Origin of the sequence: Shumkonia mesophila, assembly GCF_026163695.1 — a bacterium.
Classification (GTDB): domain Bacteria; phylum Pseudomonadota; class Alphaproteobacteria; order Rhodospirillales; family Shumkoniaceae; genus Shumkonia; species Shumkonia mesophila.
In genome coordinates, this window is the sequence record NZ_JAOTID010000031.1 from 1 (window position 1) to 24,778 (window position 24,778).

The 24,778-nt window shown below is 63.6% G+C and carries 22 protein-coding genes, 1 pseudogene and 1 riboswitch; of the genes and pseudogenes, 22 read left to right on the top strand and 1 reads right to left on the bottom strand.

The features are described 5' to 3' along the window. Window positions 1–201, top strand: a pseudogene (locus ODR01_RS24340) (hypothetical protein); the annotation flags it as partial. Between the two features lie 168 nt (window positions 202–369). On the opposite strand, the gene ODR01_RS24345 reads toward ODR01_RS24340, so the two are convergent. Next, the gene (locus ODR01_RS24345; protein WP_316980315.1) at window positions 370–1,020 is read right to left on the bottom strand and encodes a GntR family transcriptional regulator; all 651 of its coding nucleotides are present in this window, start codon (window positions 1,018–1,020) and stop codon (window positions 370–372) included. Window positions 1,021–1,169: 149 nt separating this feature from the next. On the opposite strand from ODR01_RS24345, the gene ODR01_RS24350 reads away from it, so the two are divergent. The 21 genes from ODR01_RS24350 to ODR01_RS24450 form a co-directional block, all read left to right on the top strand. Next, window positions 1,170–2,246, top strand: a complete 1,077-nt coding sequence (locus ODR01_RS24350) for a threonine aldolase family protein (RefSeq protein WP_316980316.1) — start codon at window positions 1,170–1,172, stop codon at window positions 2,244–2,246. A gap of 79 nt (window positions 2,247–2,325) precedes the next feature. Further along, window positions 2,326–3,492, top strand: coding sequence for a M24 family metallopeptidase (locus ODR01_RS24355; RefSeq protein WP_316980317.1), 1,167 nt, complete (start codon window positions 2,326–2,328; stop codon window positions 3,490–3,492). A 173-nt stretch (window positions 3,493–3,665) separates the two neighbouring features. Continuing rightward, window positions 3,666–4,661, top strand: coding sequence for a Bug family tripartite tricarboxylate transporter substrate binding protein (locus ODR01_RS24360; protein ID WP_316980318.1), 996 nt, complete (start codon window positions 3,666–3,668; stop codon window positions 4,659–4,661). 73 nt (window positions 4,662–4,734) lie between these two features. Further along, complete coding sequence (locus ODR01_RS24365) at window positions 4,735–5,244, top strand: tripartite tricarboxylate transporter TctB family protein (protein WP_316980319.1); 510 nt, start codon at window positions 4,735–4,737, stop codon at window positions 5,242–5,244. Between the two features lie 82 nt (window positions 5,245–5,326). Beyond that, entirely contained in the window at window positions 5,327–6,838 is a 1,512-nt protein-coding gene (locus ODR01_RS24370; protein ID WP_316980320.1) for a tripartite tricarboxylate transporter permease, read from the top strand. Window positions 6,839–6,905: 67 nt separating this feature from the next. Continuing rightward, window positions 6,906–7,007, top strand: a riboswitch (glycine riboswitch). A gap of 168 nt (window positions 7,008–7,175) precedes the next feature. Further along, window positions 7,176–8,147 carry a D-2-hydroxyacid dehydrogenase gene (locus ODR01_RS24375; RefSeq protein WP_316980321.1) on the top strand — a complete coding sequence of 324 codons (972 nt, stop codon included), beginning with the start codon at window positions 7,176–7,178 and terminating at the stop codon, window positions 8,145–8,147. 23 nt (window positions 8,148–8,170) lie between these two features. Further along, window positions 8,171–9,349, top strand: coding sequence for a pyridoxal phosphate-dependent aminotransferase (locus ODR01_RS24380; RefSeq protein WP_316980322.1), 1,179 nt, complete (start codon window positions 8,171–8,173; stop codon window positions 9,347–9,349). Window positions 9,350–9,440: 91 nt separating this feature from the next. Then, a complete protein-coding gene (locus ODR01_RS24385; protein ID WP_316980323.1) occupies window positions 9,441–10,073 on the top strand; it encodes a trimeric intracellular cation channel family protein in 633 nt (210 codons plus the stop codon). Between the two features lie 245 nt (window positions 10,074–10,318). Continuing rightward, window positions 10,319–11,224, top strand: coding sequence for a CoA transferase subunit A (locus ODR01_RS24390; protein ID WP_316980324.1), 906 nt, complete (start codon window positions 10,319–10,321; stop codon window positions 11,222–11,224). Between the two features lie 42 nt (window positions 11,225–11,266). Further along, entirely contained in the window at window positions 11,267–12,085 is an 819-nt protein-coding gene (locus ODR01_RS24395; protein ID WP_316980325.1) for a CoA-transferase subunit beta, read from the top strand. Between the two features lie 37 nt (window positions 12,086–12,122). Beyond that, entirely contained in the window at window positions 12,123–13,322 is a 1,200-nt protein-coding gene (locus ODR01_RS24400; protein WP_316980326.1) for a CaiB/BaiF CoA transferase family protein, read from the top strand. Between the two features lie 11 nt (window positions 13,323–13,333). Beyond that, a complete protein-coding gene (locus ODR01_RS24405; RefSeq protein WP_316980327.1) occupies window positions 13,334–13,837 on the top strand; it encodes a TRAP transporter small permease in 504 nt (167 codons plus the stop codon). Window positions 13,838–13,876: 39 nt separating this feature from the next. Continuing rightward, window positions 13,877–15,163 carry a TRAP transporter large permease gene (locus ODR01_RS24410; RefSeq protein ID WP_316980328.1) on the top strand — a complete coding sequence of 429 codons (1,287 nt, stop codon included), beginning with the start codon at window positions 13,877–13,879 and terminating at the stop codon, window positions 15,161–15,163. A 30-nt stretch (window positions 15,164–15,193) separates the two neighbouring features. After that, window positions 15,194–16,207, top strand: a complete 1,014-nt coding sequence (locus ODR01_RS24415) for a TRAP transporter substrate-binding protein (protein ID WP_316980329.1) — start codon at window positions 15,194–15,196, stop codon at window positions 16,205–16,207. Window positions 16,208–16,314: 107 nt separating this feature from the next. Next, entirely contained in the window at window positions 16,315–17,985 is a 1,671-nt protein-coding gene (locus ODR01_RS24420; protein ID WP_316980330.1) for a thiamine pyrophosphate-binding protein, read from the top strand. Window positions 17,986–18,204: 219 nt separating this feature from the next. After that, window positions 18,205–19,113, top strand: a complete 909-nt coding sequence (locus ODR01_RS24425; RefSeq protein WP_316980331.1) for a CoA transferase subunit A — start codon at window positions 18,205–18,207, stop codon at window positions 19,111–19,113. Beyond that, window positions 19,110–19,931: a CoA-transferase subunit beta gene (locus ODR01_RS24430; RefSeq protein WP_316980332.1), complete on the top strand. Its 822-nt coding sequence runs from the start codon at window positions 19,110–19,112 to the stop codon at window positions 19,929–19,931. Before ODR01_RS24425 ends, ODR01_RS24430 begins: the two co-directional genes overlap by 4 nt. Window positions 19,932–20,042: 111 nt before the next feature. After that, window positions 20,043–20,792 carry a GntR family transcriptional regulator gene (locus ODR01_RS24435; RefSeq protein WP_316980333.1) on the top strand — a complete coding sequence of 250 codons (750 nt, stop codon included), beginning with the start codon at window positions 20,043–20,045 and terminating at the stop codon, window positions 20,790–20,792. A gap of 12 nt (window positions 20,793–20,804) precedes the next feature. Then, complete coding sequence (locus tag ODR01_RS24440) at window positions 20,805–22,259, top strand: xylulokinase (protein WP_316980334.1); 1,455 nt, start codon at window positions 20,805–20,807, stop codon at window positions 22,257–22,259. 102 nt (window positions 22,260–22,361) lie between these two features. Then, window positions 22,362–24,224 (top strand): aldehyde ferredoxin oxidoreductase family protein, encoded by a 1,863-nt coding sequence (locus tag ODR01_RS24445; protein ID WP_316980335.1) that lies wholly within the window; start codon window positions 22,362–22,364, stop codon window positions 24,222–24,224. A gap of 200 nt (window positions 24,225–24,424) precedes the next feature. After that, on the top strand, window positions 24,425–24,778 hold a 354-nt coding region (locus ODR01_RS24450; protein ID WP_316980336.1), incomplete at its 3' end, for an aldehyde dehydrogenase family protein.

Here is a 24,778-nt window from a genome sequence, read left to right on the forward strand (position 1 = left end):
GCCCTGCAGGCGCGTATCGACGCGGTACGCAAGACCATCCAGGCCTACCCGATGGTGCCGGCGCTGAAGCGCATCTGTGCGCACTTCTGGGGCGACGAGGAATGGGCCCGGGTGCGTCCACCCATGGCGCCGCTCGACGCAGAGAAGTCGGCCCGCCTGCTCGCCGACCTCAAGAAGATCGACTGGAGGCTGCCGGGCTGACCGCCGAGCGGATCACCTCCGGCGAACTGTTGAGGTAGCGGAATGGATTGGGTATGACCGGAGGTTGCGGAGCCTCGGTGGCCAACTCAGACCGACTGACTCTGGCTGTGCCCATCACGAGCATCCGAGTTGCTCTCGCGTCTACCCGTTAACGGGACAACGCCGACGTCAAGCCGATCGCGTTCCGAGCGCGAAGGCGCGTGACGTTTCGATGTGACGGTTGATCAATTTGGTCGCCGCCGCGACTTGGCGCCTTTCGCAGGCGGCGAGCAGTTCCAGATGCTCCTCCAGCGCCGGGCCGAGCCTTTGGCGCGATTGGCCATTGTTCCGCTGGCACAACCGGATGCGGGCGGAATTCAGGCGGAAGTGCTCGCTGATGAACTGGTTGTCCAGGAAATCGATGATTTCCTCGTGGAAATTCCAGTCCCCCTCGGCGGTATCCAGCAGGACATCCTCGTTGTCGGGTGACGAGGCGAAGGTGCGGATGAGCGACTCGGTGGTTTCCACGATCTTGTGGATGCGCTCGATCAGGGCCCGTTCGGCGAATCGCCGGATGGCCTGCGTCTCCATCAGGATGCGAAAGTCGTAGGCATCGTTGACGGTCTTCGGATCGGCTACGGCGATCTGGATGCCGCGCTTCGGATAGACCTCGAGCAGCCTTTCGAACTGCAGGCGCTGAATGGCCTCCCGCGCCGGATTCATCGAGACTCCGATCATGTCAGCCAGTTCCTTCTGGGTGACGAACTGTCCGGGCTTGAGATCGCCGGTCAGCAACCTTCGCTTGAACAGTTTGTAGGCATCGTCACGCAGTACCTGCATATTTTTCCTCCTGTAGAGTCGATCATCATATCACAGTCCCGGCCGCCTCAAAATCGATTGACAGCGGTTTTCCGTCAACCTTAAAATATATGTTATCGATTACATATATATAACATAGACAAACGAACTTGGCTTGTGGAGATCCGGGAATGGCGGCGGACAAGGGTGTGAGCGGCAAGGCAATCTTCGACTTTCGCAGCGACACGGTGACCAAGCCGACGGCGGCGATGATGGCGGCGATTGCCGAGGCCGAGGTCGGCGACGCGGGCCGCGGCGACGATCCGACGGTGAACCGACTCGAGGCGGTGGCGGCGAAGCTGACCGGCAAGGAGGACGCCCTGTTCGTTCCCAGCGGCACCATGGGCAATCTGGTTGCCGTGCTGAGCCACGTGACTCCGGGCGCCGAGATCATCGTCGAGACCGGGGCGCATATCTACAATTCCGAACTCGCGTCCTTCGCCGCGGTAGCCGGGGCGATGGCCCGGCCGCTGGTCGGCGACGACGGAATCCTCGATCCGATCAAGGTGAAGGCGGCGATCAAACGGGCCGGCACGGGCAACATCGCGCCGACCGGCCTGCTCTGTCTGGAGAACAGCCACAATTCGGCGGGCGGCACCGTCACGCCGCTGGACCGCATGGCGGCGCTTCACGCCGTCGCCAAGGAAGCGGGCATCCCCGTGCACCTGGATGGCGCCCGGCTGTTCAACGCCGTGGCCTTTCTCGATTGCTCGGCCGCTGACGTATGCCGACACGCCGACTCGGTGATGTTCTGCGTCTCCAAGGGGTTGAGCGCGCCGGTCGGCTCGCTGGTGGCGGGGGACGCCGCCTTCATCGCCAAGGCGCGCAGCAAGGCGCGGATGGTCGGCGGCAGCATGCGGCAGGCGGGTGTGATCGCGGCGGCGGCGCTGGTGGCCCTGGAGGATCCCCTGCCGGGCTTGCGCCGGGATCATCGCCTGGCCCAGCGGTTGGCCGAGGGCCTGGCCGCCATCGATCCGAACCTCGTGCGCCTGGAAACCGTCCAGACCAACATCGTCAACTGCACCCTGGATCGTTTCCCGGCCTGCGTGCCGACCTTCGTGGCGGTGCTGAAGGCGCGGGGCATCCTCGTCAACCAGAAGGGCGCCACGGCCCGCTTCGTTCTCCACCGTCACCTCGACGAGACGGCGATCGAGGCGTGCCTCGCCACGGCCGAAGCCACGATCAAGTCATCCGGTCGATCCGCCTGACATCCGCCTTTGGGGGATGGAGGGCGGTCGCCCGCGCGAAAATTTCGACGTAATCCGGGAAGGAAAGAAGAGGTTTGAAATGGGCTTTGTGAAGCAGGATCCGATTTTCTATGCCGGCAACGAGCTGCATCGCATCAAGCAGGAGAAGATCCAGGCGGCCATGGAGAGAGCCGGCTACGACGCGGTGATGCTGTTCAAGGCCGAGGCCGTCCGCTACGTCACCGACTTCTACGTCAAGGGCTTCCGCCCCTTCATGGAGCCGGAATACGTGGTGATGGTGCCACGCGGCAAGCCGCCGGTGGTCGGCCACGCCTCGGGCAGCGACAAGCTGCGCATCCGCTTCAAGTCGGATATCGAGGACGTGCGCAAGCTGCCCCACGTCTTCGAATGGTCGAAGGTGATCTCCGGGATGATCACCGACTACGGCCTGCAGAACGCCCGCATCGGCACCGACCTTCCGCCGTTCATGGTGTACGAGGACCTGAAGACGTCGTTCCCCGGGATCACCTGGGAAAACGCCGGCCCGCTGTGGGTCGAGGTGACGGCGATCAAGCACCCGCTGGAAATCGAGCTGATCCGCAACAGCATCCGCGTCGCCGACCTGGGGGTGCGCGCGGCGATCGCGGCCGTCCGGCCGGGCGTCCGGGAATACGAGGTGGCGGCCGAGGCCGAGTACGTCATGCGCAAGAACGGCTCGGAGATGACGCCGTTCATCACCAACGTGGCTTCCGGCTACAACGCCTCGATGTTCGAGCGTCTGGCGACCGAGAAGGTTATCGAGAAGGGCGAGATGGTGATTCTCGACATCGGCTCGGTGGTCAAGGGCTATACCGGCGACCTGGGGCGCACGGTGATCTGCGGCGAGCCGACGCCGGTTCAGAAGGAGATCTATCGGGTCAACCGCGACTCGATCCGCGAGGCGGTCAAGATGATGAAGCCCGGGGTGACCTGCCACGAGGTCGATCGGCGGGCCCGCGAGGTCATCGAGGACGCCGGCTGGGGCAAGTACCAGCACGCCGGCAACACCGGCCACCAGCTCGGCTACGGCCTGCACGGCGACCCCGAGATCCATCGCAACATCAACGTTCCGCTGGTCGAGAACATGGTGATTTGCCTGGAGCCGAGGATCATCCTCGACGACCAGCCCGAGGTCGGCGGCTCGCATATCGAGGACGCCGTCGTCGTCACCAAGAACGGGGCGGAGTATCTGAACGACACCCCCTACGACGAAAAGCTGCTTGGATAGGAGCGGGAAAGAACAAGTGATCAAACAAGGGCGAGGGATCTCAGTCATCACCCCGCCCAAGGAGGGAGCGACCACAATGCTCTCCGCGCCGACGAACTGAAGACGGTACGTGTACGGGAAAAAAGCCAACGACACATCGGCTACGGAAACAGAGAGTCTGAAGGAGAGAGAGAATGGTTAATCGAATACTGGGACGAGTGGGCGTGGCCTTGGCGGTCGCGGCCGGGATTGGTCTTTTTTCCCTTGGAGGCCAAGCCGCGGCGGCTGACAACTGGCCGGATCGGCCCGTGCAGGTCATCGTCAGCTACGGCGCGGGCGGCGCGTCGGATCGGCAGGCCCGTTTGTTGGCTGCGCCGCTCGAGAAGGCGCTCGGCGTGCCGGTCGTCGTTCAGAACATGCCGGGTGCGGGGGGGCAGGTCGCTGCGGTGTCGCTTCTTCGCGCCCCGGCGGACGGCTATACCGTCCTCGCCACCAACGAGCCCGACCTCAGCATGACGGCGGCGCTGAAGTCGTCTCCCTATAAGTACGAGGATCTCGACATCATCATGGTCGATGTCTTCGATCCCCGGATTCTGCTGGTCACCAAGGATTCGCCGATCAAGACCTTCGCCGATTTCGTCAACATGGCCAAGGCGGAACCCGGCAAGCTGTCGATCAGCGTCGCCCAGGGGGCCGCCCAGGAGCTGTTCGCCAAATGGCTGGTCTCATCCCTCGGCCTGAAAGTGCGGATCGTCGGCTTCAAGGGCGGCGGAGAGGCGGCCACGGCGATGCTGGGCGGCCATGTCACGGCCACCCTCGGTGACGACTTCGCGCGTCTCAACATCCGCGACCTTTCCCGGACCCTGCTTCTCGGTTCGCCGAAGGCCAGCCCGCGTTGGCCCGAAGCCGAACTGCTGGCCGACGCCTTGAAGCCTTACGGCGTGACGCCGCCGACGCCCCGCTTCCTGACCCGCTACGGCGTCTATGTCGTGTCCGCCGCCTTTCGCAAGGCCCATCCCGATCGCTACCTGAAGCTGCAGAAGGCGATCGCGACGGCCATGTCCTCGAAGGATTTCAAGGATCAGCTCGCGAAGCAGGGATTCTCCGATCTCGCCTTGGCGGAACCGGGGGATGGCCACAAGGAAGCCTTCGCCAAGACTCTGACGGTGATCAAGGAACTGGCAAAATAGACAGAGGATAGCGTGGCGTCGGAGCCATCCGACGCCACATCCCTTTTGGTCGGTGAAACGGAGAGGTGTTTCCATGCGTACCGGTCAAAGGATGGATTTCGGCAAGCTGGCGGGGGAACTGATCGTCCCCGCGGTGATGCTGATCGGCGTCGCGGTCTACTGGTCGGACGCAGCCCATCTGTCGTTTTTCGCCAAGGCCTTCCCGCTCGCCCTGACGGCGGTCCTCGTTTTCTGTCTTGGCGGGATCGTGATTCAGGCCATCCGGAGTTGCCGGACGTCCGACGAGACGGATGCCGCTGGGGAGGTCCGTGACGGCGGGGATGTCGCCACCTTGTCGCTCAAGGCGACCCTTCAGAAGGCCATGATCGTTGTCCTCCCGGCCGTTCTCATCTTCTTCTGGGACGGAATCGGCGGGCTGCTGACCCTGTGGATCTACGCCCTCGTCATTCTGTTCATGCTGGGGGAGCGCCGGTGGATCATCCTGCTTCTGTTTCCCGCCGGAACGGCCTTGGCGGCCTACTTCCTGTTTCACGATCTGCTTTACGTACGCATTCCCGACGGCCTGTTGTCGATCGGTTTCTAGCAGGCGCCCTGAGGGGCGCTGACGGCAAGGGGTTGTCTGCGTGACAGGCTAATTCTGACCGAGGCTTCGAAAGGATACGCTTTTGGATCTCCTGAATAACATCCAGGCGGGATTGTCCCAGGCCCTCGGGCTCCAACCCATCTTCCTGATGGTAGCGGGAACCGTGCTGGGCATGATCGTCGGCGCGACGCCGGGGCTTTCGTCCGGCATGGCGGTGGCCGTGCTCCTGCCCGTGACATTCGGCATGTCGCCGCTGAACGGCCTGATCTTCCTGACGTCCGTCTATGTGGCGGTGACCTACGGCGGCTCGGTGACCGCCATCCTGCTGAACACGCCGGGCGCCCCCGAAAACGCCGCGACCTGTCTGGACGGCTATCCCCTCACCCAGCAGGGACGCTCGGCAGAGGCCATGGGCACGGCCATTTCCTCGTCGGCCGTCGGCGGCATCCTCTCGTATGTCATCATGCTGGTCGGCATCGGCGCGGTGGCATCGATCGCGCTTAAGTTTGGGCCTTCTGAGATCTTCCTGATCGCCATCGCCGGGGTCGCCATCCTCGGCGCAGTGGGCAACGGCTCGCCGCTGAAGATCCTGGCGTCCGGGACCTTCGGCCTGCTGGTCGGCACCATCGGGATCGTTCCCACCGGCGAGTGGCGGGCAACCTTCGGCGATCCGTTCCTGGCCGAGGGCGTGCAGGTGGTGCCCGTCCTCATCGGCGTATTCGTTGTTTCCGAGCTGATGCAGATGGCGGGGCGCGACTATATCGTCGACGCCCAGGTCAAGGGCCAGCAAAGCCTGACCAACATCCTGCGGGCCTTCACCGCTCCGGTTCGCCATCTGGCGACCGTCCTGCGGTCTTCCGCGGTGGGCATGGGGATCGGGCTGATTCCGGCGGCCGGCGCCACGCTGGCGGCCTTCGCCTCGTACAGCCTGACGCGCCGCCTGTCCAAGGATCCGGACTCCTTCGGCAAGGGCAACGTCAGCGGCATCGTGGCGGCGGAAAGCGGGAACAACGCCTGCTCGGGCGGGGCGCTGATGACGACGCTGGTACTCGGCGTGCCCGGCAGCGTGGCGACCGCCGTCCTGCTGGGGGCGCTGACCATGCACGGGCTGCAGGCCGGGCCGCAGCTCGTCTACCAGCAGATTCCCCTGGTCTACGGCCTGATCATGGCGGCCATCATTTCCCAGATCTTCATGGTGACTATCGCTATCGGGGTGGGCTACGGCCTGTCGGGGGCGCTGTCGGTTCCGACGCGGATTCTCATCCCGTTGCTCATGCTCTTCTCGCTCCTCGGGGCCTTCGCCCTCAGGAACGCCGTGTTCGACGTGAACCTCATGCTGCTGTTCGGGGCGTTCGGCTATGTGATGAAGAGCCACGGCTACTCGCCGGCGGCGGTGGTCATGGGGGTGATTCTCGCCTCCATCGCGGACAACGAGATGATCCGCATGTTCCAACTGTTCGGTGGCGACTGGTATCTGGAATTCTTCATGCGGCCGATCTCGCTGGGCATTCTGGTGCTGCTGGTCGGCGGGCTGACCCATCGCCTGTGGTATCGGCGGGGCCAGCCCTCGCGGTTCGATATGGTGGACGAATAGGGGGGCGCCGTACCGTGCGGGAACAAGGAAGGGGAGACGTCACCGAGGACGATGAGATAGGATAAGCCAATTCCCTGTGGGAGAGATCGCCCCTTCCGGATCGGCAAGGGACGGCGCCGAAGGAGCAACCGCCCCGGAAACTCTCAGGCAAAAGGACCGCAGGGGATCGATATCTGGAAAGAAGAGGGCAGGGCCAACGGGGCCGGTCCTCTCACCGACGGGGTAACCCGAGGCCGTGGGTGGTTTCGGGGATTCTCTCAGGTTCAGCGACAGATGGGGCAAAGCCGTCTCCCTGGAAAAAGGGGGACTTTTGCGCCGTCCATTGCCGAGGGACCTGATGAGCCATCACATCGTCTTCCTGGACCGCCGGACCGTTGCCCCGGAGATCGAGATCCGTCGCCCGTCTTTCGACCACACCTGGCAGGAGCATGGCCAGACGGCGCCGGACGCGGTCGTCGAGCGGGCCCGCGACGCCACCATCGTCATCAACAACAAGGTTCCGCTTCGGGCCGAGACGCTGGGCAAGCTGCCGCGGCTGCGGATGATCGCCGTGGCGGCCACGGGGACCGACTGCATCGACAAGGCGTGGTGCGCCGAGCACGGCATCGTCGTTTCCAATATCCGCAACTATGCGATCTCGACCGTGCCGGAACACACCTTCGCGCTGATCCTCGCCCTGAAGCGCGGCCTGATCGGCTACCGCCAGGACGTCGTCGTCGGCGAATGGCAGCGTTCGGGCCAGTTCTGCTTCTTCACCCAGCCGATTTCCGAGCTGCGCGGCGGCATCCTGGGCATCATCGGCGAGGGATCGATCGGCCAGTCCGTGGCCGAGGTCAGCAAGGCGTTCGGCATGAAGCCGCTGTTCGCCGCCCACAAGGGTGTGTCCGGTCTGGGGCCGCTCTACACGCCGTTCGACGAAGTGATCGAGACGGCCGACGTCATCACGCTCCATTGTCCGCTGTTGCCGCAGACCGCGAACACCATCGCCATGCCCGAGTTCCGGCGCATGAAGAAGACGGCCATCGTCATCAACACGGCGCGCGGCGGCCTGATCAACGAGGCCGACTTGGCGGTGGCCCTGCGCGACGGCCTGATCGCCGGTGCCGGCTTCGACGTGGTGACGCCGCCGGAGCCGCCGGCCGACGACAACCCGCTGCTGGGGCTGCTGGATCTGCCCAACTTCATCCTCACCCCGCATGTCGCCTGGGCCAGCCGCGAAGCGCAGCAGGTCCTGGCCGATCAGCTCATCGACAACATCGAGGCGTTCGTCGCCGGCGATCCCCGGAACGTCGTCAGCGGCGCCTTCTGACAAGAAAACCGAGCGAGGAAACCATGACCATCTCTCTGGCTTCGGCAGTGTCCCGGTTGGGAACGGAAACCGCCTTCGACGTCCTCGCCAAGGCGAAGGCGATGGAGCAGGCGGGCCGCGACATCATTAACCTGGGGATCGGGCAGCCCGATTTCCCCACCCCTGACAACATCGTGCAGGCCGCCGTCAAGGCCCTGCTCGCCGGGCATCACGGCTATACGCCGGCCAACGGTATTCTGGCGCTGCGCGAGGCCGTGGCCGAGGATATCGGCAAGCGCCGCCGCTGCACGGTGTCGCCCGACGCCATCCTGATCATGCCGGGCGGCAAGCCGACCATGTTCTTTGCCTGCCTGTTGTTCGGCGAACCGGGCGTCGAGATCATGTATCCCAACCCCGGGTTCCCGATCTACGAGTCGGCCATTCGCTTTTCGGGCGCGACGCCGGTGCCGATCCCTCTCCACGAGGAAACCGGCTTCTCCTTCTCGGCCGAGGAGGTACTCGCCAAGATCACGCCGGCCACCCGCCTGATCATCGTCAACAGTCCGGCCAACCCGACCGGCGGCGTGGTGCCGCGCCGCGAGATCGAGATCCTGGTGACCGGTCTGGAGCGGCATCCCCACGTGGCCGTGCTGAGCGACGAAATCTACAGCCGCATCCTCTATGACGGCGTGGAGCCGGTCAGCTTCCTGGAATTTGACTCGATCCGCGAGCGGCTGATCGTGCTGGATGGCTGGTCGAAGACCTATGCCATGACCGGCTGGCGTCTCGGCTACAGCGTCTGGCCGAAGGCGATCATCGACAAGGCCAACCGTCTTTCCATCAACGACCATTCCTGCGTCAATCACGCGACGCAATGGGCTGGCATCGAGGCCCTAACGGGACCGCAGGGGGCGGTCGACACCATGGTCGCGGCGTTCGACGAGCGCCGCCGGGTGATCGTCGACGAGCTGAATTCCTTGCCGGGATTCCGTTGCGTCAATCCGGGCGGCGCCTTCTACGCCTTCCCCAACATCACCGAGACCGGGCTCTCCTCGCGCCAGATGCAAGACAGGCTGTTGGAGGAATGCGGCGTCGCCGTCGTCTCGGGGACCAGTTTCGGGGCCTTCGGCGAAGGGTTCGTGCGGTTTTCCTACGCCAGCAGCGTCGACAGCATCCGCGAGGCCATCGCCCGCATCCGGGCGTGGCTTCCGACGGCGGTTTGACGCTCTCGACCGAGAACTCCCCTAAACAAAAAACCTCCCTCTCCCTGCGGGGCCGCAAGGCTCCGCCATTTTTTTGATCAGGAGACGCCGCATGGATCTGCTCGTCACCGTCCAATACCTCGACTGGCTCGGCAGCGCCGCCTTCGCCGTCTCCGGGGCTATCGCCGCGGCGCGCCGGCGTTTCGACGTGATGGGCTTCGTCGTCGTCGGGGCGATTACCGGGATCGGCGGCGGGACCCTACGGGATCTCCTCATCGGGCGGTTGCCGGTCGCCTGGATGGTTCATCCGTCGAGTCTCTACGTATCGCTGGTCTGTCCGTTCGCGGTGTTCGTCCTGCTCAGGATGCGGGGCCACGCGATCGAGACAGTCCCCGGTCTGCGCTGGGCGGATGCCGTCGGCCTCGCCGTCTTTTCCGTGCTCGGCTGCTCGGCTGCCCTGGAGCGGGGAATCGATCCCTTCATCGCCGCCATCATGGGGGCCCTGACGGCGGCCGGCGGCGGCGTCATCCGAGATCTTCTCTGCGGGACGGTTCCCATCGTGTTCAGGCGGGAGGTCTACATCCTCGCCGCCCTGACCGGAGGTGGACTCTATGCGATGCTGCGAAATCTGGGGCTCGCCGATCCGCTGGCGGTCCCGTGCGCCCTGGCCGTCGGCTTCGTGCTTCGCGCCATCGCCATGGTGAAGGGGTGGTCCGTTCCTGGTTGGCGCGAGAGAAACCGGTAGCCGGAAAAGTCCGGCGAACGTGGGATTTCGAGGCGGATGGCGGGGGCGTGCCGAGACGTGCGCCACGGGAGAGCGGGAAATATTCTCGGAAAGGTTATTGATGATAACATTATATTGTGATATCAATAATACAATAACAAGCCAATTTTAGTCCTCTGCTCGCGTTCGGCCGGCCCGTCATGGGATTGCCCAGAAGCAAGGGGTGGCCGGGCGAGAGGGCCTTTACAGGGGGCCGGGAGATCCTCATGCCGGAAAAGAAAGTCAAGCGCATGGCGCTGGCCGAGGCGGCCAGCATGATCCGGGACGGCGATCGGGTCGCCGTCGCGGGGTCTTTGATTCGTCGCCATCCCATGGCCCTGATCCACGAGATGATCAGGCAGCGAAAGAGGGGCCTCACCCTGTTCGGCTGGAACAATGGCATCGATTTCGACATGCTAATCGGCGCGGGCTGCGTGAAGGAGGCCCATTCCGCCTACGTCGGCCTTTCGAATGTCGGCCTTGCCAAGAATTTCCGCCGCGCCGTCGAGCAGCGCGAGATCCGCTACGTGGACCACAGCGAAACCTGCGCCATCGACCGCTTCCGCGCAGCTGCCACGGGCGCTCCCTACGCCCTGTCGAAGACCCCCCTCCATACCGGGCTGCAAGAGAACCCCGAATATCAAAAGGAAGTGACCGATCCCTTCACGGGCGAAACCTGGATCGCGCTCGAGCCCTTCCACGCGGACGTTGCCATCATGCACGCCCACCGAGCCGACCCGTATGGCAACGTGCAGCTCGATCCCATCCGCATGATGGACAACGAGACCGACATGCTGATCTGCAAGGCCGCGAACAAGGTCATTGTCACGGTGGAGGAGTTCGTGGACGAGGAAGAGATTATTCGCACCAACCAGCAGACCGTGTTGACCAAGCTCTTCGTCGACGCGGTGGTGCTGGCCCCCTACGGCGCGCATCCCAATTCCTGCGACCTGCGGTACGTCTTCGATATCGCCCATGCGCGCGAATACCAGGCGAAGAGCGCCACGGCGGTCGGCTTCCGAGTTTACCTCGATGAATACGTCTACGGCTGCAAGGAGTGGGACGAATACCTCGCCAAGATAGGAAGGAAGCATCTGGAGTCCATCACTCGCATGGACATAGCTGGGGCCTGAGGGCATCGGGCCGACTCCACACCCAATCGCAGCGAGGATGAGATGCAGTACACCTTGGAAGAACTCTTGGCCGTGGAAGTTTCCCGCCACATCAACGACGATGAAATGGGCTTCGTGGGGGTGGGCACGGGCGGCGCGGCCTTTATCCGTGCCGTGGGTATCCCGGCGGTCGCCTCACGCCTGGCGCAACTTCGGCACGCCCCCAACTACACCATCATGTTTGGGCCCATCCTCGACCCCGTATTGGATGCGGACTGCATCCCGGAAACCAACTTCGAACCAGACCTGATCCGTTGGCCCTGCCGCAGCCAGATCACCGTGGAGGAGGCCCTGTGCATCTTCAAGCGCGGCAAGATGGGCATCGGCTTCGTCTCGGGGGCGCAGGTCGACCAGTGGGGCAATTTCAACATCGTGTGCATCGGCGACTACGCGCACCCGAAAGTGCGCCTGCCCGGCCCCCTGGCCCAGCCCGACCACGCGGCCCATGCCAAGCGCGTCTTCGCCGTCCAGAAGCACGACCGCCGTACCTTCGTGGAACAGGTGGACTACGTGTCCGCCGCCGGCAACAAGGACCGTTCCGGTCTTCCCGGCGGAGGGCCGGCCTGGATTTTCACGGAACTGGCCGTCATGGACTTCGACCCCCGGACCGGCCGTATGCGCCTGAGTAGCGTGCATCCCGGCAAGACCGTGGAGCAGGTGATCGAGCGCACGGGCTTCGCCCTGGAAATACCGGCCGAGGTGCCGCTCACCGAACCGCCATCGGCGGAGGATCTGGACCTCATCCGCACGCGCATCGATCCGTCGCGCAAATGGCTGAACGCGCAAATCACCCAGGAACCGGCAACCCTGGAAGCCGACTGAAACCACGGAAACAAGACATTCCGACAGGGAGAAAAGCATGGCAGGACCCCTCAAGGGCATCACCGTACTGGACATGTCCCGTTTCATCGCGGGGCCTTACTGCTGCATGCTTCTGGGTGACATGGGCGCGGATGTCATCAAGGTCGAGAACCGCAAGGGCGGCGACCCCTCGCGCGGCATGCTTCCGTTTGCCGGAAAAGGCAAGGAAACGGTCAGCCTGTACTTCACCCAGTACAACAAGAACAAGCGCGGGCTCTCCCTTGATTTCTACAATCCGGAATGCATCAACATTCTGAAGAAGCTCATCGCCAAGGCCGACGTGCTGGTTGAGAACTTCCGGCCCGGCGTCCTCGAGAAGATGGGTCTTGGCCAGGCGGAGCTTGAGCGCATCAACCCCGGCCTAGTGCGGACCTCCATTTCCGGCTTCGGCCAGGACGGCCCCTACCGCGATCGCGCGGCCTTCGATTGTATCGGCCAGGCCATGGGCGGCCTCATGGGGGTGACGGGCGAGGCGGGCGGACAGCCCCTGCTGGCCGGAACCTGGGTCGCCGACTTCACCACCGGCATCTACTCGGCTTTCGGCACGGTCTGCGCGCTCATGCACAAGAAAGCCACGGGCCAGGGCCAAATGCTGGACATCTCGCTGATCGAAAGCGTGCTTTCGCTTCTGGCGACGGCCGTGCCCCTCTACGTGGAAACCGGCCAGATCCAGCCCCGACGCGGCAACCGCGACAATGTCACGGGCCCGGCCAACGCCTTCCGCTGCAAGGACGGCATGATCTACCTGCACGCGGGCACCGACCCGCTGTTCAAGCGCCTGACCCAGCTCATGGGGCGGCCCGAGCTGAACGAGGACCCGCGCTACGACACGGCCAACAAGCGCATGGGCTGCATCCTGGAGGTCGAGAAGTACGTTCAGGACTGGATCGGCAACCTCACCGTCGACGAGGCAGACGCCAAGCTGGCCGGGGCAGGCATTCCGGTCGCCAAGATCGCCGACGTAGCCGACCTGCTCGCCAACCCGCAGCTGAAGCACCGAGAGGCGATCCTCTATCGCGAGTACCCCGGGGTGGGCGAAATCTCCCTGCCCGGGATCACGGTGAAGATGTCCAAGACGCCGGGCAGTCTTGAAAAGATGCCGCCCACGCTGGGCGAGCATAGCGGGGAGATCCTCTCCTCCTTTCTCGGCATGAGCCGGGAGGAGATCACCGACCTGGCCGCCAGAAACCTGATCTAGGAGGATGCGCCATGCTCGATAAAATCAGGGCCCTCATGGACAATTGGCTGCCCAACATCGCGGCCATTCTCTTCCTCGTGGCCGTCTTCTCCACCTTCATCGGCGTGATTGACCGCACCTTCGGCCTCAACTTGAAGACAGTTTGGGCGGAGGAGATGACCCGTTTCGCCATGATCTGGGGCACGCTGCTGCTGATCGGCATCGGTCTACGGAAGGGCACGCAGACGCAGCTTACGCTGTTGTCGGAATGCCTTTCCCCGAAGGGACGGCAGGTGGCGCACCTTTTCGTCATGGTCATGGTCTGCCTGATGTTCGGCCTGCTCTTCATCTTCGGCCTGCGCTCGGCCTTCACCAACAGCGGTCAGATGTCGGCGGTCATGCAGATCAGCATGTTCTGGCCGTACATGGCCGTTCCGGTTTGCGCCTTCTTCGTGCTGTTCGAATGCCTGACCAGCATGTGGGAAACCGTGCGGATCATGCGGCCCAAGGCGCGTCCATCAGGGGACGCGGCGTAACACAGCAGGCCATCTACAAAACATAAGGGTGGGCTACCCATGGCGGACTCCCTCACCATCTTTGCAATCCTCATCGCCCTCATTTTCCTCGGCATTCCCGTGGCTGTGAGCATCGGCTTGGCGAGCCTGGCGACCATCTACATTTTCGACCTGGGTGTGCCGCTGACCCTGCTGCCTTCGCAGACCTTCTCCGGCGTGGATTCCTTTCCGCTCATGGCCATTCCCTTCTTCATCTTTGCCGGCGAGATCATGAACAAGGCGGGGATAACCCGGCGGATCCTCGACTTGGCCGATGCCATCGTTGGCTCGCTGAAGGGCGGCCTGACCTACGTGAACGTGGTCGCGGCCATGATGATGGCGAGCATTTCCGGTTCGGGCACGGCCTGTGCGGCGGCCCTCGGCGTGAGCCTCATCCCGGACATGGCGAGCCGGGGGTACAGCAAGGAATACGCGGTTTCCCTGACCTCCTGTGCCAACGTGGTGGGGCCCATCATCCCCCCAAGCACGCTGTTAATTCTGTTCGGCTACTACACCAACACATCGGTGGCCGAACTCTTCATGGGCGGTGTGTTGCCCGGCTTTCTCATTGGCATCGCGCTCATGATTGTGGGTACCGTCATCTGCCGCAAGAAGGGCTTCCGCCAGGAAAAGGCGCCGTTCTCCGGCGAAAAGCTCAAGCGCGCCGTGATCCGGGGCTGGGCGGCCTTGCTCATTCCGGCGGCCATCTTCCTTTCCATCATCATGGGCTGGACCACGGCATCGGAGGCGGGCGCCATCGTCTGCGTGCTTTCGCTCATCCTGGGCGCCTGCTACAGCACCATCACTAAGTTCTCGGACATCATGGAGGTCGCGCGCGGGGCGGCCAACTCCACCTGCACCATTTTCGCCCTGCTGGCCCTTTCCGGGATTTTCGCCAACGTCTTGGTGCGCGCGCACTTCCAGGAAGTGGTGGCGGACATCCTCTTCTCGCTGGGCGGCTCGCCAACGGTCACCCTGCTCGTCATCGTCGCCTTCATCTTCGTGCTCGGCATGGTCGTGGACGTCACGCCCATGGTGATCATGTTCGCGGCGACTTTCACCGCCATCGCCAGCGACATCGGTGTCGACAAGGTGCACTTCGGCGTCGTCTTCACCCTGATCTGCATGATCGGGGCCGTCACGCCACCCGTCGGGGGCATACTCTTCGTGACGACCACCATCGGCAAGGTCCCCATGACGAGGCTCGTGCCCACCCTCACGCCCCTCGTCCTGACCCTCTTTGCCGTGGCCAGTGCGCTCGTTTTCTTCCCGTCCATCGTAACGGCACTGCCTAATCTCCTCTTTTAACAACAATCTCGCAGGATTCAGGAGGACTTCATGAAAAAAATGCTGCGTTTTTCCCGGCTTTTCCTTGGTGCCATGGCGCTGTGCGGTCTTCTCGGTTCGGTTCTGACGGCCCAGGCGGCGGAATACGACAAGGTCAAGATCAGAATGGGCAACATCTACAACAAGGGCACCACGCAAGGTCTCGCGCTGGAGTTCATCAAGAAGGCGATCGAGAAGGAGAGCGACGGCCGAGTTCGCGGCGACATCTTCCACGGGGGCTCGCTGGGCAGCGAAAAGGACCATATCCAGGCCCAGAAGGAAGGCTCGCTGGAGCTCCTGTTTTCGGGCACCGCCGGCATCGGCCTCTATGTTCCGGCCACGGCCGTGTTCGAGGCTTGGTATGCCTTCAAGTCCATCGACCAGATGAACGACGCCGTGGAGTCCCTCGAGGATGAGCTGGACAAGGCCTTCCAGGCGCAGGGCTTCAAGATGCTGGGTGCCTTCTACGACGGTCCGCGCCAGATCCTTTCCAACAAGCCGATCTCCAATATCGACGACCTCAAGGGCCTCAAGTTGCGCGCCCCGGGTGCCCCCATCTACGTGAACAGCATTACCGCGCTGGGCGCGCAGGCTATCTCCATGCCGCTGGGCGACGTCTACACTTCGCTGCAGACCGGCGCGGTGGACAGCATGGAAGGCACCATCGACCTCATTTCGCAGCAGAAGTTCTTCGAGCAGGCGAAGTTCGTCGTGGTGGACTCCCACGTCTTCCAGCCCCTGTTCATCACCTACAACCTCGCCGCCTGGAACAAGCTGAACAAGGATACCCAGGCCCTCATCCTGAAGGCGGTCAAGGAGGCGTCGGCGTACCAGCGCAAGCTGCACGCGGAAAACCTCGGAAAGGAAACCGAGAACATCAAGAAGGCGGGCTTGAAGTTTATCGAAATCACCGACCGCGAGAAGTGGATCGAGGCGGTCACCCAGGTGTCCAAGGACTATGCGGACCGTTACGGCGATCTCGGCCGGAAGATCCACGAAACCGTCGTGTCCTTCCGGAAGAAATGACCACGGCCTCCCGCCGGCCCCGCTCGAAGCGCGAGGCCGGCGAGAGAGCCACAAACTCTGCCGCGTTGCCATCGAACGGAACGCGACATCGTTGAGGAGAGAAGTGCATGAACATGACAGCAGCCCAGGTTGCGGTGAAGATTTTGGAAGAACAGGGCACGAAGGTCATCTTCGGGATACCCGGTGGCCAGACGCTGTTCTTTAACAACGCCCTGAACGAATCCTCCATTCGCTTCGTCGCCACCCGCCACGAGGGGGGGGCTGGCCACGCGGCCGATGGCTGGGGACGGTTGACCGGCAAGCCGGGCGTGTGCCTGGCGACGACCGGCCCCGGTGCCACCAATATGGTGACCCCGCTCGGGGGCGCGCTGCGCGACTCAACGCCCGTCATCGCCATGCTCTTCCAGAACAAGCTGCCCGACGTGGGACGCGGCGACGCGCAGGACGCCAACCACGAGGCCATCTTCTCCAGCCTGGTCAAGGCGTTCATTCCCGTGCGCCATGTGGGCGCCCTGCCGTGGGCCATGCGCGAGGCTTACCGCATCGCCATGAGTGGCCGGCCCGGCCCGGTGGTGCTGGACTTCTACCGCGACGTGATCGAGAGCCTGAGCATCAACTGTCCTTATGAGCCCATGGACCCGGCCAGCTACTGCACGACGCCGAACGCCCTGCCGGCCCCCGCGGCGCTGGCGAAGGCCGCGCAGATCCTTTCCGCAGCCAAGCACGTCTGCATTCTTTCGGGCAACGGCGTGAAGATGTCCAAGTCCGGCGACAAGGTGCTGGCGATCGCCGAACGGTTGAGTGCCCCCGTCGTCACCTCCTTCAACGGCATTGGCTCCGTGCCCGTGGATCACGACCTTGTGCTCGGCGCGCGCTCGCGCCACGGCAGCACGCTGACGCGCGCCGCCCTGGAGGAAGCGGACTGCGTCTTCGTACTCGGCTCGAGCCTGAGCGCCGTGGGCACCAACCGCTGGTCTCTCGATCTCAAGAACATCGTGCAGATCGACTTCGACACCAAGAACCTGGGGCGCCAGTACCCGGTTTCCTGCGCGCTGGCCGGCGAGCTGTCGCTGACCCTGGACGCCCTGGCGTCCTTGATCAAGGTGCCGGACGCCGCGCTCAAGAAGGAACGGTCGACCTGGCTGCAGCAGAAAAAGGAGGCCCGCGTCGTCTGGCGCGAAAAGATCTTCTCCGGTCCCTGGAACGACGAGAAGGCTTCGCCAGCCGCACCGGTCGCCGTGATCCGGGCCATCGATGGCCAGGTCGATCCCAACGGAATCATCTGCATCGACGCCGGCAATCCAGGCTGCTGGTCGCACCTGCTGACCGTGAAGAAGGGCATGAGTTACATGAAGCCCGTGAACTACGGGAATATGGGCTTCTCGGTGACGGCGGGCCTGGCGTGCAGCTTGGCGGAGCCGGACCGCGAAGTCGTCAGTATCGTGGGCGATGGTTCCCTCGGCATGAGCCTGGCGGAATTGGAAACCCTGGCCCGCTGCGGTGCGCGCCAGATCGTCGTCGTGCTGAACGATTCGGCCTTCGGCAACATCCGTCAGGAGGAGCGCTACAAGTTCGGCGGCAACGTCGTCTACAGCGGCGTGGACCTGTCGCCCGTGGACTATGCGGGCGTGGCCCGGCTTCTGGGCATGGGCGGCGAAACCGTGACCCGCGCGGCACAGATCCCGGCGGCCTTTGCCAATGCCCGCAAGCACGAGGGGCCGTACCTGATTGACGTCGTTTTCGACGGGAGCTTCACCATCTGGCCCGAGGCCTTCTAGACATTGCGGCATCCGTCCCAGGAGCGCAGCCGCGTTTCCGGGGCCGGATGCGGGCATGGGGCGCTCTCCAGACGGGCAGCGTTCCTGACGGAGAGCGAGGGATCCCGAATATAGCCGATGCGCACCAGCGATGCCCGGCCGGGGAGGCGGAGAGCCTCCTCTTCGATCCACCAAGCAGCGTCCCGTCAGACGGGTGGGACATACGAAGGAGGTGCCGTCATGCAGGAAAGAAGATCCAAATTCAAGTCACTCCATGACGCCGTGGCAGCCATTTCGGACGGCGCCAAGGTTGCCGTCGGCGGCTCGCTGATCCGCAAATGTCCCATGGCCCTAGTGCGCGAGATCGTGCGCCAGAGGAAGCGCGACCTCACCCTCTACGCCTGGTCGGCGGGCATGGATTTTGACATGCTGATCGGCGCCGGATGCGTGAGAGAAGCATGGTCGTCCTACGTCGGCCTTTTCACGGCGGGCATGGCCAAGAACTTCCGCCGGGCCGTCGAGCGGAAGAAGATCCGCTTCGTCGATCTGAGCGAGACCTGCGCCATGGATAAGTTCCGCGCCGGGACCTTCGGCCTGCCCTATGCCATCAGCCGCGTCCCCTTGCACTCCGGCATCCTGAAAAACCCGGAGTTCAAGGAAGTCACCTGCCCGTTCACGGGAGAGAAGCTGGTGGCCATGGAAGCCTTCGCCCCGGATGTGTCCATCATCCACGCGCATCGCGCCGACACGTACGGCAACGTGCAGTTTGACGCCATCCGCATGATGGACAATGAATCGGATATCTTCATTGCCCGCTGCGGCAGCCACACCATCGTCAGCGTGGAGGAGATCGTCCCCGAGGAGGAGATCATCCGCACGCCCACGCAGACCATGTTGCCCAAAGTCTACGTGGACAGCGTTTGCCACGTGTTCCACGGCGCGCACCCCAATTCCTGCGACACGCGCTACGACTTCGACCTGGCGCATGCCGAGTACTATCAGGAATGCGCGTCCACGGAAGAAGGCTTCGCCCGCTATCTGGACGAGTTCGTCTACGGCACCAAGGACGAGGAAGAATATATCGCCAAGCTGGGCGGCCAAGCGGAGATTTCGCGGCGGTTGGACCATCCGAGGAGGAAGACGGCATGAAGACCTATACGCTTGAGGAACTCCTCTCCGTGGAAGTGTCCAGGCGCGTTGTCGACGACGAGATGAACTTCACGGGCATCGGCACGGGCGGCAAGGCCTACATCCGCGCCTGTGGCATCCCTCTGGTGGGGGTGCGCCTAGCCCAGACGAAGCACGCGCCCAATGCCTTGTGCATGATGGGACCAGTGTTAGATCCGGTATTGGATCACGAGACTATTCCCGACTCCAACTGGGAATACGACCTCATCCACTGGCCGTGCCGGAGCCAGATCCCGCTGGAGGACTGCCTGGGCCTGTTCCGCTTGGGTCTCGTCGGCATGGCCTTCGCCTCGGCGGCGCAGGTGGACAAATACGGCAACCTGAACATCACCTGCATCGGCGAGTATGAAAACCCGAAGGTGCGGCTGCCCGGCGTACTGGCCCAGACGGACCTAGCGGCGTTGGCCAAGCGGGTGTGCATCATCGTCAACCACGACAAGCGCATCCTGGTCGAACGCTGCGATTTTGTCTCGGGCGCCTCAGGCCACGAAGACCGTTCGGGTCTGCCCGGCGGCGGCGCGGCGTATGTCATGACCAACCTGTGTATCATGGACTTCAATCCGGAAACGAAGATGATGCGCGTGCACAGCATTCACCCGGGCGTGACCCCCGAGCACATCCGGCAGAACACGGGTTTCGACCTGGAAATTCCACCGAACGTGCCCTTCACGCCCGTGCCTTCGGATGAGGATCTGCGCCTCATCCGCGAGGAAATCGACCCCAAGCGCAATTTCCTCAACGCGGGCATTACGCAGGACCGGGCCACCCTGGAGGATTGAACACTCGGGGGGCTTTTGTCCCCCGATTGCTTTTAGCCGGGAATTTGGTACAGAGGTTGTACTCGACTGGCATAGAGTGTCTTCTTTTTTAGATTTTCAACGGATGCCGCAATGCAGCGCGACCCCTCTTTCCGCCGAATCGACAAGAACAAGCCCATTCCGCTCTATTACCAGATCGCGGATGATATCAAGGCACGCATCGCCAAGGAGGAGCTTAAACCGGGGGACAAGCTGCCCACGGAACAATGGCTGCTCGAGGTCTACAATGTCAGCCGCATCACAATCCGCCGGGCCCTGAGTGAACTGATCGCCGCCGGGATCGTGGACAGGGTGCGGGGCCGGGGGCCGGTTGTCGCCAATCGCAAGTTCAATCGGCGCGTGCTCAACCTGACGGGCCTCCAGGAGGAGCTTTCCAACGCGGGCCTTGTCTCTACGTCGCGTGTTTCGAACATCAGCCGCAAGCCGGGCAAGGCCCTCGATGCCCGCCACCTGGAACTGGAAGACGGCGAGATGGTCCTCTCGTTCTGCCGTATTCGCTACGGCAACGGCCAGCCCATCGCCAGCCAAGTGATCTATCTGCCAGACGCCCTGTGCCCGGGCTTCGATCCCATGCGACTGGAAAATGACTCTCTGTATCGCATCCTGGAAGACGACTACGGCCTGAAGATCGACTACGCCAACCAGACCCTGGGCGTGAAGGTGCCGTCCAAGAAGCAGCTGGCCGCCCTGGAACTGCGGGACGCCACCGGACTCTTGCAGATGGCGCGCACCACCTATCTGGATACCGGCCGGGTGATCGAATTCACCGAGATCTGCTACGTGCCGGGTCGCTACGAGATTTCCATGTGCCTGTACCGCTGACGGGAGCGCATCGTGACCGATACCGTCGGCATCCTTACCGTTGACATCGGGTCGAGTTCGCTGCGGGTTTCGCTCTTCGACGGGGAACTTAACCTAATTGACACCCTTTCGGAGAAATGCGCGACCGAAATCCACCCGGACGTGGAGGCGTACTGGGCCTCCATCGAAGCCATGGCGCGACACCTCGTGGGTACGCACGGAAGCCTCGAAGTCCGCGCGATCGGTGTCAGTGCCCTGGTCGGATGGGTCTTCGTGGACGAGCGCGGCCTGCTCGTCGCGCCGGTCTTTTCCTGGATGGATCAGCGCGAGGTACAACAGCATGCCCTGCTTAAGGCCATGGACGGGGCTGAATTCTCCGATCGTACGGGCCGCCGCCTCAGTGCTGAACAGGGAGGCCTGAAGCTGCGCTACTTGAAGGACGACCTGCCCGGCACCTACGGCTGCACCGCCCGCATGCTGTCCATCAAGGATTACATCAATTTCCGCTTCTGCGGCATCTTCGGCATGGACCACACCACGGCCTGCTATACGGCGCTTTTCAACGTCCATGACCTGTCCTGGGATGAAGCCATCATCCGCGCCCTGGACGTCGACGCGGCCAAGTTGCCGAGACTCTTCGCGGGTGGCGCGGTGTTGGGCACCGTGCTGCCCGAGGTGGCCGGCTCCTTGGGACTGTCGACCGAGACCGTGGTCGTGACCTGCGGGCCGGACGGATCGGTCGCCGTCCTGGGGGCGGGCGGAGTGAAGCCCGGTGATGCCGTCAGCGTCATGGGGACGTCCGACGTCTTTTTCGCGGTTAGCAGCGAACGGGTCCTGGATGCGGATCGCCACTTGGTCACCAATCCGCACGTGCTGTCCGGCCTCTGGCTGATTGGCGGACCGCTGGGCATGGCTGGCGGCGCCCTGGAATGGTACGCCTCGACCCTTCTGGACGGCCGCTACACGCTGGACCAGCTCAATGCCCTGGGGGTTGCCGTGCCGCCGGGGGCGGACGACTTGCTGTTCCTCCCCAGCCTAACTGGCGAACGTACGCCCTTCTGGAATCCGGCCGTCCGCGGCACCGTGGCCGGGCTGACGCGCGACCACGGCCCGGGCCACTTGTTCCGCGCCCTAATGGAGGCCAATAGCTTCGCCATCCGCCGCATCCTCGACGTCCTGGACGGACTGGGCGTGCCTGTGGAGCACATCTCCGCCATCGGTGGCGGCGCTGATAGCGAACTGTGGTTGCGCATCAAGGCCGATGTCTGCGGCGTGCGCGTTGACGTGCCCCAAAGCCTTGAAGCCACCACGCGCGGCTGCGCTTTGCTCGCTTGGCGGGCTTTGAATGGAAAAAAGCCCTTGCCAGAGACGCCCCCATTGCGGCGGAGCCTGGAGGCCGAGCCGGTTGGACACGCGCGTTACGCGCGATCGTACGCGCGCTATCTTCGCCTGATGGCGTTGGCCGAGGCCTTCTACGCTTCCGACTGAAGCGGGAGTGCTTCTGATGTGGATTGCGGCGTCGAAAGTGTTGCGACCAATTGGTCGTTGGCACGCTGGCGCCGAGAGAATACGTCATGGAATTATACAGCAATGAGCGGATTTCACGATCGGATTGCGTGGGTTGATCTCGGGCTTGAGAAGATCGACATACGGCCGCTTGATCGGCGGGACGCCGACGCGTTCATCGGGGGCGCCAACCTGGGGGCGCTGTTTTTGGCGCGTCTGACCGGGGCGGACACCGATCCCCTCGGGGCGGAAAATCCGCTGATCTTCATGACGGGGCCGTTCACCGGGACGGCGGTTCCGTCGGGGTCGCGCCATGCGGTGGTGACGCTGTCGCCGCTGACCGGGATTTACGGCGAGGCCAGTTGCGGCGGCTCGTTCGGCTGGTCCCTCAAGCGGGTCGGTCTGGACGGCTTGGTGATCACCGGACAGGCCGTACGGCCGACGGTGTTGGTGATTGGCGGTCCTAAGGCTATTTCCCTTGAGGACGGTTCACCTCTATGGGGCTGTGACGCCTTCGAAACCGATGAGGCGCTCAAGGCCGGGCACGGCGAGGCCGTCGTTACGGCGGTGATCGGCCAGGCCGGCGAGAACCGGGTGCCGCTGGCTGGGATTGTCCACGGCGGGCGGCACACGCGGATGGCGGGACGTTGCGGCGTTGGTGCGGTGATGGGCTCGAAGCGCCTGAAGGCGATCGTAGTGTCGGCGGCCGGGACGGCGGAAACGCCGGTCGCCGACGCGGACGGCCTGAAGAGCTCGACCAAGGCGGTGAGCCCGGCCATCCGCGAGCGGCTGACCGGCTATTCGAATTTCGGCACTGCCGGCGGGGTTCCGCTGTTCGAGCGGATCGGCAACCTGCCGATCGAGAACTGGCGGGTGGCGCGCGATCCGCAACTGGTGGACAGGATATCCGGGCAGTACATCCGCGAGACCCTTTTCGTCAAGCGGACGGGATGCCGGCGCTGTCCGATCATCTGCGGCGGGATCGTAGAGGTGAAGGAGGGGCCGTTCGCCACCCAGGGGGCGAGTGAGGCGCCGGAGTATGAGACGGTGGGGGGCTTCGGCGGCATCCTTCATATCGACGACGCGGAGGCGATCGCCCGGGCCAACGAGCTGTGCAACCGCTATGGGCTGGACACCATCTCGACGGCGGGTGTCCTCGGCATGGCCGCTGAATGCTTCGAGCAGGGACTGATCGGCCCGGTCGATACCGGCGGGACCGAACTGGGGTTCAAGCGGCCGCACGAGACGTTGGCGATGATCCGCCGCATGGCGCTGGCCGAGGACGATTTCGGCCGCCTGCTGGGGCGGGGCTCGCGGGCCCTGGCGCAGGCCCTCGGCAACGAGGCCGAGAAGTATGCCATCGAGGTGAAGGGCCTCGAGTTCCCCATGCACGATCCACGTTTTAGCTGGGGCCACGCGCTGAGCTATGCCACGGGCAACCGTGGGGCCTGTCACCTGACCACCCTGTCGCACGCCTTTGAACTGCTGTCGGGACTTCCCGAACTGGGGCAGGAGGGTCCCTATGAAGGGCGGGTGCGCGAGGGCAAGGCGCAGCAGGTGGTCCATCTGCAGAACCTGATGAACCTGCAGGACAGCCTGGTGACCTGCAAGTTCACCATGGCCAACAACACGCTGCGGATCTCCCACTTTCTGGAGTGGTACAACCAGATCACCGGGCGCGCCCTGGACGTGACGGCGTTTATGCGGGCAGGAGCGCGCGGCTTCACCCTGAAGCGGCTGATCAACGTGCGGCGAGGAGTCACCGCCCGGGACGACACGCTGCCGCACCGTATGCGCACCCTGCCGCGCGTCGGTGAGAACCTGGATTATTCCGTGCCGCCCATCGACGACTTGCTCAAGGACTACTATGCATTGCGCGACTGGGACTCCGAGGGCCGGCCGTCGCCAACCTCTGTCCGCGAACTCGGCTTGCAGGCGTTCGCCTAGAACAACGGAGAAGGATTGGCAGAGAACTTGGTATGACAAGATATACACTCATAAAGTGTATTTTGTTTATATCGGCAACTATCACCTTGCTTTTCACATAACCTGCTCCGAGGCGGTCCTGCCAATATTTCCGCGGCAATCGAAAAACCCAACACAATCCGTCTCCAGAAGAAAAGCCATATACTGGAAGAGGTCATTCCATGAAGTTGCAGAATCTCAATCTGTTCCGCCAGCAGTGTTACATTGACGGCGCCTGGGTCGACGCCGATTCCGGCGCCACCCTCGAGGTCACCAACCCGGCCGACGGCAAGGTCGTCGGCACGGTGCCGAAGATGGGCGCCGCCGAAACCCGGCGAGCCATCGAGGCGGCCAACGCCGCGTGGCCGGACTGGCGGGCCCGCACCGCCAAGGAACGCTCGCTGCTGTTGCGCCGCTGGTACGAGCTGGTGCTGAAGAACCAGGACGACCTGGCGCTCCTGATGACCACCGAGCAGGGCAAGCCGCTGACGGAAGCCAAGGGCGAGGTGGTCTATGGGGCCTCCTTCATCGAATGG

Coding starts and splice junctions, on each gene's coding strand:
- ODR01_RS24385 (WP_316980323.1), top strand. CDS start 9,441: ATGGATCTGCTCGTCACCGTCCAATACCTCGACTGGCTCGGCAGCGCC.
- ODR01_RS24415 (WP_316980329.1), top strand. CDS start 15,194: ATGAAAAAAATGCTGCGTTTTTCCCGGCTTTTCCTTGGTGCCATGGCG.
- ODR01_RS24435 (WP_316980333.1), top strand. CDS start 20,043: ATGCAGCGCGACCCCTCTTTCCGCCGAATCGACAAGAACAAGCCCATT.
- ODR01_RS24425 (WP_316980331.1), top strand. CDS start 18,205: ATGCAGGAAAGAAGATCCAAATTCAAGTCACTCCATGACGCCGTGGCA.
- ODR01_RS24395 (WP_316980325.1), top strand. CDS start 11,267: ATGCAGTACACCTTGGAAGAACTCTTGGCCGTGGAAGTTTCCCGCCAC.
- ODR01_RS24430 (WP_316980332.1), top strand. CDS start 19,110: ATGAAGACCTATACGCTTGAGGAACTCCTCTCCGTGGAAGTGTCCAGG.
- ODR01_RS24345 (WP_316980315.1), bottom strand. CDS start 1,020: ATGCAGGTACTGCGTGACGATGCCTACAAACTGTTCAAGCGAAGGTTG.
- ODR01_RS24445 (WP_316980335.1), top strand. CDS start 22,362: ATGAGCGGATTTCACGATCGGATTGCGTGGGTTGATCTCGGGCTTGAG.
- ODR01_RS24350 (WP_316980316.1), top strand. CDS start 1,170: ATGGCGGCGGACAAGGGTGTGAGCGGCAAGGCAATCTTCGACTTTCGC.
- ODR01_RS24365 (WP_316980319.1), top strand. CDS start 4,735: ATGCGTACCGGTCAAAGGATGGATTTCGGCAAGCTGGCGGGGGAACTG.
- ODR01_RS24355 (WP_316980317.1), top strand. CDS start 2,326: ATGGGCTTTGTGAAGCAGGATCCGATTTTCTATGCCGGCAACGAGCTG.
- ODR01_RS24375 (WP_316980321.1), top strand. CDS start 7,176: ATGAGCCATCACATCGTCTTCCTGGACCGCCGGACCGTTGCCCCGGAG.
- ODR01_RS24390 (WP_316980324.1), top strand. CDS start 10,319: ATGCCGGAAAAGAAAGTCAAGCGCATGGCGCTGGCCGAGGCGGCCAGC.
- ODR01_RS24400 (WP_316980326.1), top strand. CDS start 12,123: ATGGCAGGACCCCTCAAGGGCATCACCGTACTGGACATGTCCCGTTTC.
- ODR01_RS24405 (WP_316980327.1), top strand. CDS start 13,334: ATGCTCGATAAAATCAGGGCCCTCATGGACAATTGGCTGCCCAACATC.
- ODR01_RS24420 (WP_316980330.1), top strand. CDS start 16,315: ATGAACATGACAGCAGCCCAGGTTGCGGTGAAGATTTTGGAAGAACAG.
- ODR01_RS24410 (WP_316980328.1), top strand. CDS start 13,877: ATGGCGGACTCCCTCACCATCTTTGCAATCCTCATCGCCCTCATTTTC.
- ODR01_RS24360 (WP_316980318.1), top strand. CDS start 3,666: ATGGTTAATCGAATACTGGGACGAGTGGGCGTGGCCTTGGCGGTCGCG.
- ODR01_RS24380 (WP_316980322.1), top strand. CDS start 8,171: ATGACCATCTCTCTGGCTTCGGCAGTGTCCCGGTTGGGAACGGAAACC.